This window comes from Bacillus coreaensis (assembly GCF_050586445.1).
Lineage (GTDB): Bacteria > Bacillota > Bacilli > Bacillales > Cytobacillaceae > Robertmurraya_A > Robertmurraya_A coreaensis.
Window position 1 is genome coordinate 1 of sequence record NZ_JBOCCY010000001.1, and the last position, 15,641, is coordinate 15,641.

Annotated in this window: 17 protein-coding genes; 10 read left to right on the plus strand and 7 right to left on the minus strand. The window is 39.2% G+C overall.

The features are described from left to right. Positions 1-191: 191 nt before the first annotated feature. Positions 192-1,661 carry a glucose-6-phosphate dehydrogenase gene (gene zwf / locus ACQ5H4_RS00005; RefSeq protein WP_430773530.1) on the minus strand — a complete coding sequence of 490 codons (1,470 nt, stop codon included), beginning with the start codon at positions 1,659-1,661 and terminating at the stop codon, positions 192-194. A gap of 333 nt (positions 1,662-1,994) precedes the next feature. Here zwf and ACQ5H4_RS00010 point away from each other — a divergent pair, with 333 nt between their 5' ends. From ACQ5H4_RS00010 to rnz, 4 genes are all read left to right on the plus strand, one after another. Then, positions 1,995-2,879, plus strand: a complete 885-nt coding sequence (locus ACQ5H4_RS00010; protein WP_430772905.1) for an ABC transporter ATP-binding protein — start codon at positions 1,995-1,997, stop codon at positions 2,877-2,879. 3 nt (positions 2,880-2,882) lie between these two features. Then, on the plus strand, positions 2,883-3,680 hold the full coding sequence (locus ACQ5H4_RS00015; RefSeq protein ID WP_430772906.1) for an ABC transporter permease subunit: 798 nt from the start codon (positions 2,883-2,885) through the stop codon (positions 3,678-3,680). A 16-nt stretch (positions 3,681-3,696) separates the two neighbouring features. Then, positions 3,697-4,497 carry a DUF2705 family protein gene (locus ACQ5H4_RS00020; protein WP_430772907.1) on the plus strand — a complete coding sequence of 267 codons (801 nt, stop codon included), beginning with the start codon at positions 3,697-3,699 and terminating at the stop codon, positions 4,495-4,497. A 99-nt stretch (positions 4,498-4,596) separates the two neighbouring features. Then, entirely contained in the window at positions 4,597-5,523 is a 927-nt protein-coding gene (gene rnz / locus ACQ5H4_RS00025) for a ribonuclease Z (RefSeq protein WP_430772908.1), read from the plus strand. 37 nt (positions 5,524-5,560) lie between these two features. Here the strand turns inward: rnz and ACQ5H4_RS00030 are convergent, their stop codons facing one another. The 3 genes from ACQ5H4_RS00030 to proC form a co-directional block, all read right to left on the minus strand. Next, positions 5,561-6,718 (minus strand): glycosyltransferase family 2 protein, encoded by a 1,158-nt coding sequence (locus tag ACQ5H4_RS00030; RefSeq protein ID WP_430772909.1) that lies wholly within the window; start codon positions 6,716-6,718, stop codon positions 5,561-5,563. A gap of 163 nt (positions 6,719-6,881) precedes the next feature. After that, positions 6,882-7,067, minus strand: coding sequence for a hypothetical protein (locus ACQ5H4_RS00035; protein ID WP_430772910.1), 186 nt, complete (start codon positions 7,065-7,067; stop codon positions 6,882-6,884). Positions 7,068-7,247: 180 nt separating this feature from the next. Continuing rightward, positions 7,248-8,093: a pyrroline-5-carboxylate reductase gene (proC, locus tag ACQ5H4_RS00040; protein ID WP_430772911.1), complete on the minus strand. Its 846-nt coding sequence runs from the start codon at positions 8,091-8,093 to the stop codon at positions 7,248-7,250. Positions 8,094-8,552: 459 nt separating this feature from the next. Between proC and ACQ5H4_RS00045 the strand changes: the two genes are divergently transcribed. Next, positions 8,553-9,521: an MBL fold metallo-hydrolase gene (locus ACQ5H4_RS00045; protein WP_430772912.1), complete on the plus strand. Its 969-nt coding sequence runs from the start codon at positions 8,553-8,555 to the stop codon at positions 9,519-9,521. A gap of 41 nt (positions 9,522-9,562) precedes the next feature. Here the strand turns inward: ACQ5H4_RS00045 and ACQ5H4_RS00050 are convergent, their stop codons facing one another. Then, positions 9,563-10,474, minus strand: coding sequence for a DMT family transporter (locus ACQ5H4_RS00050; protein ID WP_430772913.1), 912 nt, complete (start codon positions 10,472-10,474; stop codon positions 9,563-9,565). Positions 10,475-10,588: 114 nt separating this feature from the next. Here ACQ5H4_RS00050 and ACQ5H4_RS00055 point away from each other — a divergent pair, with 114 nt between their 5' ends. Together ACQ5H4_RS00055 and ACQ5H4_RS00060 are read left to right on the plus strand one after the other, a co-directional pair. Continuing rightward, entirely contained in the window at positions 10,589-11,989 is a 1,401-nt protein-coding gene (locus tag ACQ5H4_RS00055) for an aminotransferase-like domain-containing protein (RefSeq protein WP_430772914.1), read from the plus strand. A gap of 66 nt (positions 11,990-12,055) precedes the next feature. Next, a complete protein-coding gene (locus tag ACQ5H4_RS00060) occupies positions 12,056-12,859 on the plus strand; it encodes an SDR family NAD(P)-dependent oxidoreductase (protein ID WP_430772915.1) in 804 nt (267 codons plus the stop codon). A gap of 23 nt (positions 12,860-12,882) precedes the next feature. On the opposite strand, the gene ACQ5H4_RS00065 is transcribed toward ACQ5H4_RS00060, so the two are convergent. Continuing rightward, positions 12,883-13,062 carry a YqzH family protein gene (locus ACQ5H4_RS00065; RefSeq protein WP_430772916.1) on the minus strand — a complete coding sequence of 60 codons (180 nt, stop codon included), beginning with the start codon at positions 13,060-13,062 and terminating at the stop codon, positions 12,883-12,885. 161 nt (positions 13,063-13,223) lie between these two features. Between ACQ5H4_RS00065 and ACQ5H4_RS00070 the strand changes: the two genes are divergently transcribed. Further along, complete coding sequence (locus tag ACQ5H4_RS00070; RefSeq protein WP_430772917.1) at positions 13,224-14,483, plus strand: Y-family DNA polymerase; 1,260 nt, start codon at positions 13,224-13,226, stop codon at positions 14,481-14,483. Positions 14,484-14,495: 12 nt separating this feature from the next. Then, on the plus strand, positions 14,496-14,834 hold the full coding sequence (locus ACQ5H4_RS00075; RefSeq protein ID WP_430772918.1) for a YolD-like family protein: 339 nt from the start codon (positions 14,496-14,498) through the stop codon (positions 14,832-14,834). 34 nt (positions 14,835-14,868) lie between these two features. On the opposite strand, the gene ACQ5H4_RS00080 is transcribed toward ACQ5H4_RS00075, so the two are convergent. Continuing rightward, positions 14,869-15,078 (minus strand): CDGSH iron-sulfur domain-containing protein, encoded by a 210-nt coding sequence (locus ACQ5H4_RS00080; protein WP_430772920.1) that lies wholly within the window; start codon positions 15,076-15,078, stop codon positions 14,869-14,871. Between the two features lie 146 nt (positions 15,079-15,224). On the opposite strand from ACQ5H4_RS00080, the gene ACQ5H4_RS00085 reads away from it, so the two are divergent. Further along, a complete protein-coding gene (locus ACQ5H4_RS00085) occupies positions 15,225-15,554 on the plus strand; it encodes an iron-sulfur cluster biosynthesis family protein (protein WP_430772921.1) in 330 nt (109 codons plus the stop codon). The last annotated feature ends 87 nt before the right edge of the window (positions 15,555-15,641 follow it).

A 15,641-nucleotide genomic window follows, 5' to 3' on the forward strand; every position in this document is an offset into this window, starting at 1 on the left:
TTTATCAGCTCGAGTGCTTAACCTGATCCACAACTGATAAGTGCGGACCCACTTGAACCTAGATGTGGGAATCAGCAGCTTAATAAATAAAGAAAAGACGTATGCCAATTCATACGTCTTTTCTGGTGTATTTTAATTAAGAAATATACCAGAAAATAGAACCCATTACCTAAATGGACAGGAGCTATTTTTTAGCATTTATCAACGTCAAAATTAGAGATTGGCCACCAATGGAATCCATCTTTCTCAAGAAGCTCATCCGCTTCACGAGGGCCCACAGTACCTGCGTTGTAGTTAGGGTAGTTCTCGGCCTTTTGATTTTCCCAAACATCAGAAATCTTATCAACAAAGCTCCAAGATAGAGCAACTTCATCCCAATGTGTGAAGTTGGTTGCATCACCGCGCATGCAATCAAATAGAAGCTTCTCGTATGCCTCTGGTGTATTTAATCCATCGATTCCGCGATTTGCATAGTTTAACTTAACAGGAGTTGCTGCAATGTTCTGACCTGCTTTTTTCGCATTTAGATGAAGTGTAATGCCTTCTTCTGGTTGAATATGAATCACAAGTAGGTTCGGATTCAATGTTTCCTCAGGGCTATAATATAGGTTCATAGGAATATCTTTAAACTGGATAACAATTTTTGTAGATTTGGAATCCATTCTCTTTCCTGTACGTATATAAATAGGAACCCCTGCCCAGCGGAAATTATCAATCATTAGTTTTCCGGCTACATATGTTTCCGTGTTAGATTCAGGGTTAACCATTTGCTCTTCACGGTATCCTAAAACTTCTGTACCTTCTACCGTTCCTTTGTCGTATTGACCGCGAACAAAGTATTCTTTTATTTCTTCACCTTCAATTGGACGAAGAGCACGAAGGACTCTCACCTTTTCAGAACGAATTTCTTCTGTTGTTAGCTTAATTGGGGGCTCCATTGCAAGTAATGCGACCATTTGGAGCATATGGTTTTGAACCATATCTCTTAACGCGCCGCTTTTCTCATAGTAGCGTCCGCGCTCTTCAACTCCTAGAACCTCACTAGAAGTTACTTGAATATTCGAAATATAACGGTTGTTCCAAAGCGGTTCGAAAATCGCATTCGCGAATCGAATAACTTCTATATTTTGAACCATTTCTTTTCCTAGGTAATGGTCAATTCTGTACACTTCATCTTCAGAGAAGGCAGTTCTGATTTGATTATTTAGCTCTTGTGCTGATTGAAGATCATGACCAAATGGTTTTTCAATGACTAAGCGTTTAAACCCACTCACATTGGTCAAACCATCTTCTTTTAAATGTAGTGCAATGGTTCCAAAGAACTCAGGTGCCATCGCTAGATAAAAGATGCGATTGCCTTGTAAACCATAATTTGAGTCAAGTTGATTTGCTAGGTTATTAAGCACTGCGTATGAATTTGAATCAGTTACATCGTGTGAATGATAGTAAAAATGCGACGCAAATTCATCAATTCGATTTTCTTTTTGAATAGAAGACTTTACCGATTTTTTAATGTTCTCTTGGAATTCTTCATTTGTTAATGGTCTTCTGGCAACTCCGATTACAGCAAATTTGTCTGAAAGCTTTCCTTTTTCAAACAATTTATAGAGCGATGGATACAGTTTTCTATTTGCTAAATCACCAGTTGCTCCAAATATCATGATTAATGCAGTCGGTTTCTCGTTTTGTGTCACGTTAAGAACCTCTCTTCCAGGGTATTTCCATGTTATATATGTATTTTTATAAAAAAAAATTGACCTATACAAGTACAGAATTTTATCGGTTTCTAACGAAATAAGCAAATAATTCTTCACAAAATTACGTATTTATTTTTAACCAAATCGCTTGAACTATCCTTAATGAAAATGAAAGCGTTATTTATTTAATTTATGAAATAATTTTATAAAAATATTTCATAAAATGATTGTTGCCTTTTTTTTCATGTAGTATGATGTTGTTAGATAGAACAACTGTCTAAAAAGGAGGCTTTCTTTATGAATGTGATTGAAAGCAATCAATTAACGAAAATGTATGGAAAAGCAAGAGGAATCTCCAATGTCAGTTTCTCTGTGAAAGAAGGGGAGATTTTTGGATTCATTGGACCAAATGGAGCTGGAAAATCGACGACCATTCGAACACTGCTTGCACTTATTTATCCAACAAGTGGAAGTGCTACGATTTTTGGGAAGGATTGTATAAAATATGCTCCTGAAATAAAAAAGGAGATTGGTTATCTTCCATCAGAGGTTTTTTATTATGACAATATGAAGGTTATTGACTTGCTTAAGTATTCTGCAAGCTTTTATAAAAAGGATTGTACAAAGAGAATACGTGAACTTGCTGAAGCATTAAATCTAGATGCCTCTAAGAAGATTGACGATCTTTCGCTTGGCAATAAAAAGAAGGTTGGAATCGTTCAAGGATTATTACACGAACCGAAGCTCATTATTCTTGATGAGCCGACAAGTGGCTTAGATCCATTAATGCAACAGAAATTTTTCGAATTATTAAGAGAAGAAAATAAAAAGGGAGCAACTATTCTCTTCTCCTCTCATATTTTGAGTGAGGTTCAAAAGCTTTGTGATCGTGTGGCCATTATTAAAGAAGGGGAAATCGTGAAAGTCGAGACGATGAGCGCGTTAACAGAGAATAGTTATAAGAAATTTAGACTAGAAGTTGTTAATCAAGTAACTACTGAAGTTTTCCAGCTAGACGGTGTCACAGATATTAAGGTGAAAGAAAAGACGGTGTCCTTTATTTACAAAGGAAACATCAATGCAATTATAAGCAAAATAGCAGAAATACCACTTAAGAATTTGTGGGTAGAAGAACCAACCCTTGAAGAGATTTTCATGCACTACTACGAAAAGGAGGAGTAGAAGGTGAATATCTTTCTTCATGAAGTAAGAGCTTATCGAAAGTCGACGATAGTCTGGACAGTTTCCCTTATTGCCCTTGTGCTCTTTTTTATGTCACTTTTTCCTTCCTTTGCGAAAGATGCGGAACAAGTGAACGAGCTGTTAAAAACTCTCCCGGAATCCTTGCGTAAAGCGGTTGGGATTGAAATTGGTAGCTTTACTAGCATCCTTGGTTTTTACTCGTATGTTTTTATGTATATTGCGTTATGCGGTGCGATACAGGCGATGATGATAGGTGCTTCAATCCTATCCAAGGAGGTACGTGAAAAGACAGTTGATTTTCTTCTTACCAAGCCTGTTTCAAGGACAACGATCATTGTGTCAAAGCTCTCTGCGGCATTTGTGTCTATTGTGATTACTAGCCTATCCTTCATTCTCTTTGCTTATTTTATTGCTTTATACGTAAGGACGGAGAATTTTAATGAACAAGCATTTTTTCTTCTTTCATTTACGCTCTTTTTTGTTCAGGTTATGTTTTTAGCCATTGGGGTGATTGCATCCATGTTATTGCCAAAGTTGAAATCGGTTCTTTCTTTATCACTAGGTGTCGTCTTTGCTTTCTTTTTTATTGGAATGTTTGGTTCTACAGTAGGTGAAGCTTCCGTTCGATATATCACTCCATTCAAGTATTTTGACTCGATGTATATTATTAAAAACAGTCAGTATGAATGGTCGTATTTGATAGTCGGTTTGGTATGGATCATCTCAGCTCTTATTGCCAGCTTTTTCATCTATACTAAAAAGGATATGAATTCCGTGTAAGGAAGGAGGGGTTAAGGTGAATGTATTTATTAGAGAGTTAAAAGCACTAAAAAAGTCACTCGTTATTTGGTGTCTAGGAATTCTTGCTATGGTAGCTGGGGGAATGAGTAAGTACGGAGCAACAGAATCTTCCGGTCAGTCTATTAATGACCTCATGGCTAGTATGCCAAAGGCCATGCAGGCCATTATGGGAACAGGTTCGTTGGATTTAACGACTGTAAGCGGTTATTATGGTATTTTGTTTTTATATTTGATTGTTATGACCACGATTCATGCTGTGATGTTAGGTGCGAACATTATCTCAAAAGAGGAAAGAGATAAAACAGCAGAATTTTTATTAGTAAAACCAATCTCTAGAAAACAGGTGATCTTTTCAAAATGGATGGCATCCTTGGTAGCTATTATTTTTCTAAATCTTGTCACCTTTTTGATTTCTCACTTGATGGTGGATTATTATAATAAGACAGATGAGTCATATCTAATAGAGATTGCTAAATTGATGGGTGGGATGTTTATCCTGCAGCTTCTATTTTTATGCCTAGGGACATCGATTGCAGCTAGCATTAAGCAATCTAAAAGAGCTACAAGCATATCTACAGCTGTATTATTAGTTACATTTTTTCTATCAATGGCTATTGATCTTAACGAAAATCTCGAGATTCTTTCTGTCTTCACCCCTTTCAAATATTATGAGGCAAAGGACATCATTGGCGGCACCGGGTATGATGCAATATATATAATAGTTAGCGTCCTATTAGTTGTCGCTATGACACTCTATACCTTTATCGCTTATGAAAAGAGAGATCTGCATATATAGTAAGAATCTCGTTACAGATATGGTATAGTGATAGTAAGAAATGGACGTAATCCGATGTCTTTGATGACGTCGGTTTTTTTACATAAAGGAGCGTATCATATGGATGTTTTATTTCTTGGTACGGGGGCAGGGGTTCCGGCAAAACTTAGGAACGTAAGCTCTCTTGTACTGAAGCTGTTGGATGAGAGAGGGACAATTTGGATGTTTGATTGCGGTGAAGCCACTCAGCATCAAATTTTACACACCTCTATTAAGCCACGCCGCATTGAAAAGATATTTATTACTCATCTTCATGGCGATCACATATATGGTTTACCTGGTTTATTGTCCAGTAGATCCTTCCAAGGAGGAGAGTCACTCGTTACGGTATATGGCCCTAAGGGGATAAAAGATTATATCGATGTTTCCTTGCAAGTAAGCGGAACGTATTTAAAGTATCCTCTAAAGATTGTAGAGATTGAAGAGGGGATTGTTTTTGAAGATGAGCAGTTCAAGGTTGAAGCACGTAAATTGGAGCATGGAATTCCATCATATGGCTATCGAGTCGTGGAGAAGGATCGCCCAGGTTCTTTATTAGTAGAAAAGCTTCAGGAAGCAAATATTCCACCTGGACCTTTATACAAAAAAATAAAGGCTGGGGAAAACGTCGTTTTAGAAGATGGAACCATCATTGATTCTTCCAAGTTTCGTGGCGAGGATATAAAGGGGAGAATCGTGACTGTTTTAGGTGATACAAGACTATGTGACAACGCCTATACATTAGCTTCAAATGCTGACCTTCTCATCCATGAGGCCACGTTTTCTAGGGGTGAGGAACAGCTTGCGTATGATTATTTTCATTCAACAACAACACAAGCAGCAAAGGTCGCACGAGACGCTGGAGTGAAACAGCTATGTCTTACACATATCAGCTCTAGATATGACAAAAGAGCTTCGCAATTACATGTAGAGGAAGCAAGAGAAGTGTTTCCAGCTACAGATATCGCCGATGATTTTAAAGAAATATCTATTTCTGTACACAAATAAATCGGTACCGATATGGTCCCGATTTATTTTTATCTATTTACCTATTATCGCTGCGTAAATCTTTTAAGCGATATTTCGTCCCTCTCCAAATGATGCCCCCTCTTTTAAAGGTTAAGAAGCTGGCCCGTATGATTGAGTAAATAAACAATATAGCTGTAAAAGGAAAGAAGAGAAACATCCATGGCGAATATGTTGTCATTCTTTTAATAATCATGGAGTAAATCAATGCGAGTAAAAAAATATTACCGATACTTAAATAGATTAAAATAGGTTCAAAGGAAAATAGAGTGAAAAAGGGGAGTACCTGTGATACAAAAACTCCGAAAATCGCAAACATCACCATGCTAATTCGGTAATGCAGTCCCGCAAATGTATTTTTCTCTAAGCCAATAAGAGCTTCCTTTAAAGTCGAGTACCATTCAACTTCAAGAAGTGTCAAAGCTGTTACAATCCGATGTCTAAATCCCATTTCCTTCATTTTTTTTCCTAGCATTAAATCATCGTCCGGACGCATTTTTATCACTTCATGTGTTCCTAACTTCTCATAGGCGTCTTTCCTCACTAGATTAAATGCTCCAATTCCTATCCCCACCTTAGAACGAGGATGATTCGCAAGCCAAGGACGTTTAAAGTAGGAGAAACCAAACATAAAAAAGGCAATAAAGCTATTTAACCATAAGCGCTTCCCACGTAAATTAGGAGCTGCCGTTAAGTGGTCTAGTTCATGTTTCATAGTATAATAAACGGCTTTTGCGATTGCATCTTTGTGAAATATCACGTCTGCATCTGTGAATAAGAAAAGCTGTCCTCTCGCTTGCTTTGCACCAACATACATCGCATGATTCTTTCCTAACCATCCTGTTGGAAGAGTAGTAATGTGTATTACGCTTACATTTTTGTGTGCAGATTGCATCTCATTCATTATGACTGGAGTGTTGTCGGTGGAGCGGTCGTTCACCAAAATCCATTCCACATGACCATAACTCTGCGAAAACTGACTTTGTAAGCTTTCTTTTACTCTTTTTTCCTCATTTCGTGCCGCAACGATGATGGACACTAAAGGACCGTCTTGGGATGCAGGTTCGTTTTCGAGACGATCGATTCTCGGAAGTCCAATCTTAGCATCAATAAAAATCAGTAGCCAAACCACAATGCTGATCGCTAATAAAGATGAAACGATTAGAAATAAGGACATCTAAACACCCTTTTATTTATTTGTAAGTAGGTTTATATTACAGTTTTAATTATACTCGTTCTCTAAGAAAGAACAAATGTTGACTCTCTAAAGGCATCCCCTAATTTATATAATTAAAAAGGAGTTCCGCAAATTCAGAACTCCAACTAAGAGCAATTGTTCCCTATAACGCTTCTAGCATGATCCCGCAAGTAACAAGATATGCCACGCCACTAACAAGGAGTACGATCCCAGATATAGCAAAAGCCACATCACTATTCATCCGTTCCACTAGAACAGTATTAAGTACATTTAGGATAATCAAGCCAACACAGAACGCTAATGTAACCCACAGGACATTTACTCCCATAAAGCTCCCACCTTTACTAATAACTTACAAAAGTTAGTTTTCTCTCTTCCCAATTGTCTATACACGCATTGGTAAAACATTACAAAAGGAAGCTAGCCTAATTTCACAAGCTTATGAGCATAAAAAGGAACCTTCATCCAAAATGGAGAAGGTTTTTGTCTAAAATGATCTCGGGAGTCTTTAGGAAGTCCTCTGTACGCTCTCCATCTGCTCCGCGATATTTTTCCCTAACCGTTTTGACTGAGCCGTCGCCTCTTTAATACATTCCACAAACGCTTCTTGAACGCCGTGAGCAGCAAGAATTTTTAAGCCTGCTTCCGTTGTTCCACCAGGACTTGTTACCGCATGGCGAAGTTCCTGTGGTGTTTTTGTTGTTTTGGCTACCATATGCGCTGCCCCTATTAAGGTTTGAACAATCAATTGTTGTGCCATTTCTCGCTCTAATCCTATCTCGACGGCGCTTTTTTCCATCGCTTCGATCAAATAATAGATATAGGCAGGACCACTACCGGATAAGCCTGTAACCGCATCTAACTGGTGTTCCTCTACAAAAGCTGTCATCCCCACTGTGTCAAAAAGCATTTGCACATTTCTTTTTTGATCCTCATCTACTTTGTCATTGACCGCAATCGCTGTGGCAGATAGGCCTACTGTTGCCGATGTATTAGGCATCGCGCGAACGATTGCCAACTGTTTTTGTGAGAGTAATTCAATCGAACCCATTGAGACACCTGCTAAAACAGAGACAATCAACATATTAGACTTTAATAAATGCCGCACTTGTTCAATGGAGGTTGCAGCATCCTTTGGCTTCATCGCAAGTAGAACCATGTCTGCTCCTTCCAATAGTTCACGATGATCATACGTGGAGCTTATGCCGTATTGATCGTGAAGTGTTGCCAGTCGATCTGCATTGCTGCGATTGGTCACCCATATTTTTTCTGGGTTGATTAATTGATTTTCCACAATCCCCGCTACTAATGCTTCTGACATTGATCCTGCTCCGATAATCGCTATTTTCTCCACGTTTCTTCCTCCTAAAATCCATTTACAAAAACAAAAAGACCCTTCATCCTAACAAGGACGAAAGATCTTAGCTTCCGTGGTACCACCTTCATTTTCATTTTTGCGCACCTCGCATAAATGAAACTCAAATCCGTTAACGCCGGAGAACACGGTTAGGTTTGCCTAACAGCTCATAAGGTAGGTTCGGTGGGTAAGGGACGGTAAAACCTCTCAGCCGGTGAGCTTTACTCTCTTTCGTCTTTTGCCACGTACTGGTCTTATTCATTGCCACTTTAACGCTCTAAATGATTTACTAGTGATTATGCAAGATAACAAGCCCTTCTGTCAAGAGGGAATGCAGCTTGACTATTTGCAATTTTCAAAAAACGATATATGAAAATAATGACATTCTTAATAACATTGGGTAAAATATACATATGTACTATTGTTATATAACAATTATAATCAAGGGGTTTGAATATGACAGAATGGCGTGATGGAATTGCAAAGATTGTTTTACCTACACCCTTTCCAGTGGGTGATGTGAATGTGTACGTCGTGATGGGGGAAAGGTTAACTTTAATTGATGTGGGTCCTAATACAGAAGAAAGCTTTCAAATGCTTCAAGATCAACTTGCTACTCTTGGCATTAAGCTAGCAGATATTGAGCAGGTCATCCTAACCCATGATCATCCGGACCATGCCGGTTTACTTGACCGTTTTCCATTAGAGTTAGATGTGTATGGACATGCATACAATGAACGCTGGCTGAATCGAACGGACCGCTTTTATAACGAATACGAATCTTTTTATAAAGAGATGTTTATTGAATGCGGAGTTCCAGACAAGTATTATGGTCCTTTTATCGCTGGAATGAAGAATATGCTTTTGTTTTCCTGTCATCGTTCTCTTACAGGTATACTTTCAGAGGGGCAGGTTCCGCTAGGGTTATCTGAGTGGACGGTCATTGAAACTCCAGGACATGCACAAAGTCAAATTGGACTGTTTCGTCAAAAAGATGGAGTGTTCATTGGTGGAGACCTATTACTTGCACATATCTCTGCTAATCCTTTGCTAGAGCCTCCGCTTCCCGGGGAGACCAATCGCCCGAAGCCTCAGTTACAAGTGAATCAATCTTTACAGAAGCTTTTGACGTTACCTATCTGTCTTTTATATACTGGTCACGGGGAAGAGGTGACGGATGTTGCAGGACTTGTGGAAAAAAGACTTACCCATCAAGTCGAGAGAGCCGAGCAAGTATATGAATGGCTTACGCATGAATCGATGACTTTATTCGATATTTGCCAACGGTTATTTCCTGCGGTTTATAAGAAACAATTAGGCTTGACCCTATCTGAATCCATTGCACAAATTGATTATTTGGGGGATTTAGGGAAAATCAAGGCGACAAAGGTTAACGGAACTTTTATGTATAAAGCTACTACATAAGTTCGGGCTCCATGCTTAAACAAACAGCGTGGAGCCTCTTTTTATCCTTTTTGTGAGATCATTTTTTTTACTGCTAGTGAGTGTAGCGCAGGATAGTTGACTAAGATGGTTCCTAACAAAATCGTTAAGGTGCCTATCCCGGTGTACCAGGTTATTTCTTCCTGATAGAAGGTAATTCCCACTCCTACGGCTATGAGCGGTGAAATGTACAGCCATGTAGAGGGGAAAACAGGGTTGGTTTTTGTTACCAGCCAGTAGTATAAACTATGTCCCACCATAGACCCAATCACGGTTAAATACAGAAGGGAAACGATGGAAGCCGAGTGTGTGAGTGAGGATAGCTCAACCTTTTCCGTTAGGAAGGATAAAAGGAACAGTAGCAATCCTCCATGCATCATTTGGACCGCATTTAACACGAGTGGCGAAGCTAATATTTTGTCCTTCACATGCCTCGTATAAAGCGTTCCTGACGCATAAAATACTTCTCCTAAAATGATTACTAAACATCCTATGATCCATAAGGAGTTCATTTTCAGCGACAGGCTCGGTAAAATTAACACGATGACACCGACCATTCCAACCAGGCATCCAATCATAGAAGAGTATGTTGTTTTCTGCTTCAGGAAAACCGTAGATAGGATTAAAATCATCATTGGTCCTGTTGCTGATAAAACGGCTGCCAATCCTGAAGAAACATACTGCTCGGCCCAATAAAGGGTCGCAAATGTACCAAAGGTTAATCCCATTCCCGTAAAAAAGAGCTCCTTCTTTAGAAGGATTTTTAAAGAAACCTTTTCCTTCCACATCATAAATAAAAATAATATAAACCCAGCACTAAAAAAGCGAAGTCCGGCCCCAAAAAACGGCGGAATGCCTGCATCTACCCCTATTTTAATCGCTAAAAACGTAGTGCCAAAAATAACACACATGAGCACATAAAACAAAATAATCATTTCCATTCCTCCTTGCCCCTAATCTTACAGCTTGAGGAATAGAACAGTTGTTGATCAGTAGAACAGTTAAGCGGAAGTCATGGTACAATCAACGTCATAGAGGGAGGTTAGAAAATGAATAAGCAGGGTCAACGAAAATACCTTTTTGAAGAAATTTATGAGTCTATCTTACAACGTATGGAGCGCTCGGAATGGACAGCTGGGGAAAAGCTACCATCGATTCGAGAATTATCATTGGAACTGAATGTTCATCGGTTGACTGTATTTAAAGCCTACCAAATGCTTAAGCAACAAGGAAAGGTATTGGTAAAAGACAAGTCAGGCTACTATGTTTTGGGTAACTCCCATTCCACCCATGCTGACGAGCATATACAGGCTAATAAGAAAAGGTATACCCTCTCAGATATTCATGAGCAAAGTGTTCAATATCAGTTTTCGAAAGCCTTGATTGACCCTAATTTGCTTCCCAATCATTATCTATCGGACTATGTAAAAAAGGTGTTTGATTTATACCCTAAGGTATTGTCAACATATTCTACCGTACAAGGTGATATAGAACTACGTGAGGTATTAGCTGATTATTTTACAAAGCGTTATAAAACTCACTTATCCCATGAAGATATTCTCATCACTTCGGGTTCTCAGCAAGCGATTCATTTAATTTCGCAGTTATTCCTCAGTCCTAGGGATACCATCTTAATTGAGCGTCCTAGCTATAGTGCGGCTATTGATATTTTTAAAAGTCAACATGCACACATGCTTGCTGTTGATATCCACCCAGACGGATACGATTTAGAGCAGGTTGAAATGCTCATGAAAACATACAAACCAAGACTTTTTTATGTGAATCCCACTTTTCATAATCCAACGGGGTATACGGTTCCAACAGCACAACGAAAGAAATTAGTAGAGTTAGCCGAACAATATCATTGTCTTATTGTTGAGGATGATGCCTACCATGATATCTATTTTGAAAAGGCTCCACCACCACCGTTGTATACGTTTGATACAGCAGGAGTGGTTCTTTATGTCAGAAGCTTTTGCAAGTATGTATCCCCTGGGTTACGCGTCGCAGCTGTCGTTTTCCCGCCTAATCTTAAGGAAGGTTTATTTACGGCTAAAGCGCTTGCCGATAATGGCTCACCACTTCTCAATCAGAAGATCTTCCTTCACTATTTTTCTTCGCCAAGACTGCAGCAGCATCTAGAAAAGCTCCGCATCGCTCTTCAAATTCGCAAGGAGATTATGGAGGATGAGCTTAAAGACACGAATTGGAGTTGGGTGAGCCCAAATGGGGGACTTAATTTATGGATTCAGCTTCCGATGGATTTGTCGACAGAGCCACTTTTACAAAGAGCAATAGGACAATCGGTCTCTTTTGTTCCTGGCTTGATTTTTGATCCGTTACAAGAACGATTTTCCTCCTCTCTTCGTTTAAGCTATTCCTATGCAAATGAAGTAGAACTAAGAGCGGGGATGAGAAGACTAATCGAGGTTGTAAATACGTATGGATAAATTTTAGCTTTTTTCAAAGGGTTTATGGTAAGTTATATGTAGCTCGACAAATGCTACATAGATAAGATGGTGATTGTATTGGAACAATTAAAAGGGAAAAATATTATTATCACTGGAGCATCTTCTGGGATTGGAGAAAAGGTGGCTCTTATGGCGGCTGAGCGTGGAGCACGGCCCATTCTTGTAGCTCGCTCTATTGACAAGCTGCGAACAATCGGTGAGGAAATTAACCAAAAAACGGGTGCGAATGCCTTGTTTTTTCAGTTGGATGTTGGTGATATCAATCAGGTTCAACAGGTGTTTTCACAAATTAAACAAGAGGTTGGTCATATCGATATCCTCATAAACAATGCTGGGTTTGGCGTGTTTGATTCCTTCCATGAGGCCGATTTTGCTGATATTGAAAAAATGTTTCAAGTGAACGTACTCGGTTTAATGGCTTGTACGAAAGAGGTTCTTCCTGTGATGATGGCTCAAAATTCAGGTCATATCATTAATATTGCCTCACAGGCCGGCAAGCTTGCGACTCCTAAGTCCAGTGGATATTCGGCTACGAAGCATGCAGTGTTAGGATTTACGAATAGCTTACGACTAGAGCTTGCAAAATCAAATATACGTGTATCTGCGGTAAACCCTGGTCCGATTGAAACCAATTTCTTTTCAATTGCTGATAAATCAGGAAACTACGTAAAAAACGTGAATCGATTCATGCTGAAATCGGATTATGTTGCCGAAAAAATCATTCAATTAATGCTCAACCCTAAGCGTGAGCTTAACCTTCCAGGCTGGATGAATATGGGGAGTACCATCTACAATCTCATCCCAGGGTTAGCTGAACGCTTTGTTGGTGGCTTTTTCGATAAAAAATAAAAATCACCTTGTGGGTGATTTTTTTAATTGGTCAAATATTCATAAACAGCATCGTTGATTAATTCAAATAAAGGAACCTGATCCTCTTGTGCTTGTTCTTCTACTATCCGTTCGTATAATTTCTCACAGTCCTCTTCACTCACCTCATGCTCGTACTGCTGAAAGCATTGCCTAATCATTTTATAAATGAGTTTCTTCTCCATTCCCTTACACCTCTTCTTTAGCCATTATAACTTATCAATATTCACAAAAGGAAACACAGAATAAAATTACCATTGAAACCGAACGTATATTCGCTTAATATAAGAATATACTAAAAAGAGAACGAATGTTCCTATTTGATGTTTGGGAGAGAGAGAACACGATGATTAATTACAGTGAGTTGCCCCATCAAACCATTTTATGTGTGGACATGAAGAGTTTTTATGCTAGCTGTTCAGCTGTTATTGAAGGGTTAGATCCACTTGAGTGTTATTTGGCAGTGATTGGAGATAAAGAGCGAGAGGGAAGTATTGTATTAGCTGCATCACCGAAGTTAAAGAAGGAATTTGGGATTAAAACCGGATCAAGGAAGTTTGAAATTCCAGACGATCCGAAAATTCAAGTAGTTGAGCCGAAAATGGCTACTTATTTACGTATTTCCACTGAAATTACGAAGGTGTTTCATCGTTACGTTCCAAAAGAGGCTATTCATACGTATAGCGTCGATGAGAGCTTTCTAAAAATTGATGGAGCCCTTCATTTATGGGGAGATGCATGGACGGTTGCACAGAAGATTCGTGATGATATTGAGCGAGAATTTCAGCTGCCCTGTGCGATTGGAATTGGTCCGAACATGCTATTATCAAAGCTTTGTCTTGATTTGGAAGCAAAAAAGAAGGGAATTGCTGAATGGACGTACGAGGATGTAAAAACAAAGCTTTGGAATGTTTCTCCTTTACGTGAGATGTGGGGAATCGGAAGAAGGGTAGAGAAAACATTAAATGGAATGGGAATTTTTACGGTCGGTCAGCTTGCTCGCTTTGATTTGAAAAAGCTTGAGAAAAAGTTTGGGATTATGGGAAATCAACTGTACCACCATGCATGGGGAGTGGATTTATCCGAAATTGGAGCACCGATTATGGAGGGACAAATTAGTTTTGGAAAGAGTCAAATTTTGCTTCGTGATTATAAAGAGGAAGTAGAAATCAAACGCGTCATTCTAGAAATGTGTGAAGAGGTCGCGAGAAGAGCACGAACCCATAAGAAGGCAGGTCGAACGATTAGCTTCGGGATTGGTTATAGTCAGGACGAGTTCGGTGGAGGCTTTTACCGTTCGCGGTCAATTGAGATACCGACAAACGTGACGATGGAGCTGTATGACGTTTGTCTACGTCTATTTGCGGAGCACTACGAAGGAAAAACGGTACGGAAAATCTCCATCGCCCTTAGCAATATTTGTGATGATACAGACTATCAGTTAAATATTTTTGAACCGAATGGCTGGAAGGAACGAGAGCTCGGCTATGTTGTGGACCGTATCTGCAATCGGTATGGACATGGTGCTCTATTACGTGCGGTATCGTATACAGCAGCGGGAACGGCGAAGCATCGTGCGAAACTAGTTGGCGGTCATAAGAGGTAAGGAGGAACAAGGATGATTCGAGATAGAGGAAGAATCAAGTGGACATCAATGATGCTTCCTGAGCATGTTAAGCTATTGCGCGATTGGGCGGAAGCGGATTCTTACGAGAAAGAAAAGGAGATGGATGAACAAAAGCTGGAGGAGATGAACCATTTGTTATTAGCGGCGATGGAGGAGCATCAAGCGGTGATGGTCACTCATTATCGTTACCGGAAGCACGAATTGATTATCGGACAAATCCATTATTGGGATGAGCTTCAGCAAAGGCTTCATATTGTTGATCATTTTGGGGAGGTTCACCGAGTCCCGCTTTCGAGCATTGTAGATGTACAAATGAAAATGAAAGAGTAAGAGCAGTCTCCGAAAGGAAACCGCTGCTTGAAGATTATTCAGGAGTTTTTACTGCGCGATCACGGGCCTGAAACTTTCCTTTATGCGCTCCATCGCAAAAGGGACGTTTGGATGAGAGACCACAACGGCATAAAGAAAACGTGGGTTTCGTTTCAAATATATTTCCGTCCATATCAATCAATTCAACCTCACCAGTGACACGTAAAGAACCGTTGTCCATTACTTTAATCTGAACCTTCGACAAACTGACCACTCCTACCAAAAAAATGTAATAATCTCGTAAAGAATTCATTGCTGAAAAGCAAATCATAGGGCAATAAAAAAACGCTATGTTACAATGATTATATGAAGTGACATAGGAAACATGATGAAAAGCTGGAGGAACAGACAATGAATATTACGATAACAGAAATAGCAGCAAAAAAAATTAGCGAGAAAATAAATGGAAAGCAAGGCTTTTTGAAGCTAAAGTACGATATAGAAGGCTGTGGGTGTGTAGTAAGTGGCGTACCAACTCTATGGTTAGTGAATGAGCTGGATGAGGATGATGATACAGCCATTGAAACGAACGAGCAAACGGTGTATATCGAAAAATCAAAGGCAGTATTTCTTGATGAAGAACTAAAAATTGATTTCTCTAAAGACTCAAATACATTCCAATTAAAAAGTGTAGGACAATACCTAAACCCAAGAATGGCCTTTGTCGATAAAACAAAATAAAACTATTCAACGAGCAGATCAACTAAAAAAGTAGATCTGTTTTTCTTTTTATAGAAAATTAGCATTTTTTGGATGTTTTTTACATTC

What these genes read in the sequence shown, in the direction of transcription:
- zwf (WP_430773530.1), bottom strand. Translation starts at nt 1,661, where the DNA reads ATGATATTTGGAGCAACTGGTGATTTAGCAAATAGAAAACTGTATCCA.
- ACQ5H4_RS00050 (WP_430772913.1), bottom strand. Translation starts at nt 10,474, where the DNA reads ATGATTATTTTGTTTTATGTGCTCATGTGTGTTATTTTTGGCACTACG.
- rnz (WP_430772908.1), top strand. Translation starts at nt 4,597, where the DNA reads ATGGATGTTTTATTTCTTGGTACGGGGGCAGGGGTTCCGGCAAAACTT.
- ACQ5H4_RS00055 (WP_430772914.1), top strand. Translation starts at nt 10,589, where the DNA reads ATGAATAAGCAGGGTCAACGAAAATACCTTTTTGAAGAAATTTATGAG.
- ACQ5H4_RS00035 (WP_430772910.1), bottom strand. Translation starts at nt 7,067, where the DNA reads ATGGGAGTAAATGTCCTGTGGGTTACATTAGCGTTCTGTGTTGGCTTG.
- ACQ5H4_RS00065 (WP_430772916.1), bottom strand. Translation starts at nt 13,062, where the DNA reads ATGGAGAAGAAACTCATTTATAAAATGATTAGGCAATGCTTTCAGCAG.
- ACQ5H4_RS00070 (WP_430772917.1), top strand. Translation starts at nt 13,224, where the DNA reads ATGATTAATTACAGTGAGTTGCCCCATCAAACCATTTTATGTGTGGAC.
- ACQ5H4_RS00045 (WP_430772912.1), top strand. Translation starts at nt 8,553, where the DNA reads ATGACAGAATGGCGTGATGGAATTGCAAAGATTGTTTTACCTACACCC.
- ACQ5H4_RS00010 (WP_430772905.1), top strand. Translation starts at nt 1,995, where the DNA reads ATGAATGTGATTGAAAGCAATCAATTAACGAAAATGTATGGAAAAGCA.
- ACQ5H4_RS00030 (WP_430772909.1), bottom strand. Translation starts at nt 6,718, where the DNA reads ATGTCCTTATTTCTAATCGTTTCATCTTTATTAGCGATCAGCATTGTG.
- ACQ5H4_RS00060 (WP_430772915.1), top strand. Translation starts at nt 12,056, where the DNA reads ATGGTGATTGTATTGGAACAATTAAAAGGGAAAAATATTATTATCACT.
- ACQ5H4_RS00075 (WP_430772918.1), top strand. Translation starts at nt 14,496, where the DNA reads ATGATTCGAGATAGAGGAAGAATCAAGTGGACATCAATGATGCTTCCT.
- ACQ5H4_RS00085 (WP_430772921.1), top strand. Translation starts at nt 15,225, where the DNA reads ATGAATATTACGATAACAGAAATAGCAGCAAAAAAAATTAGCGAGAAA.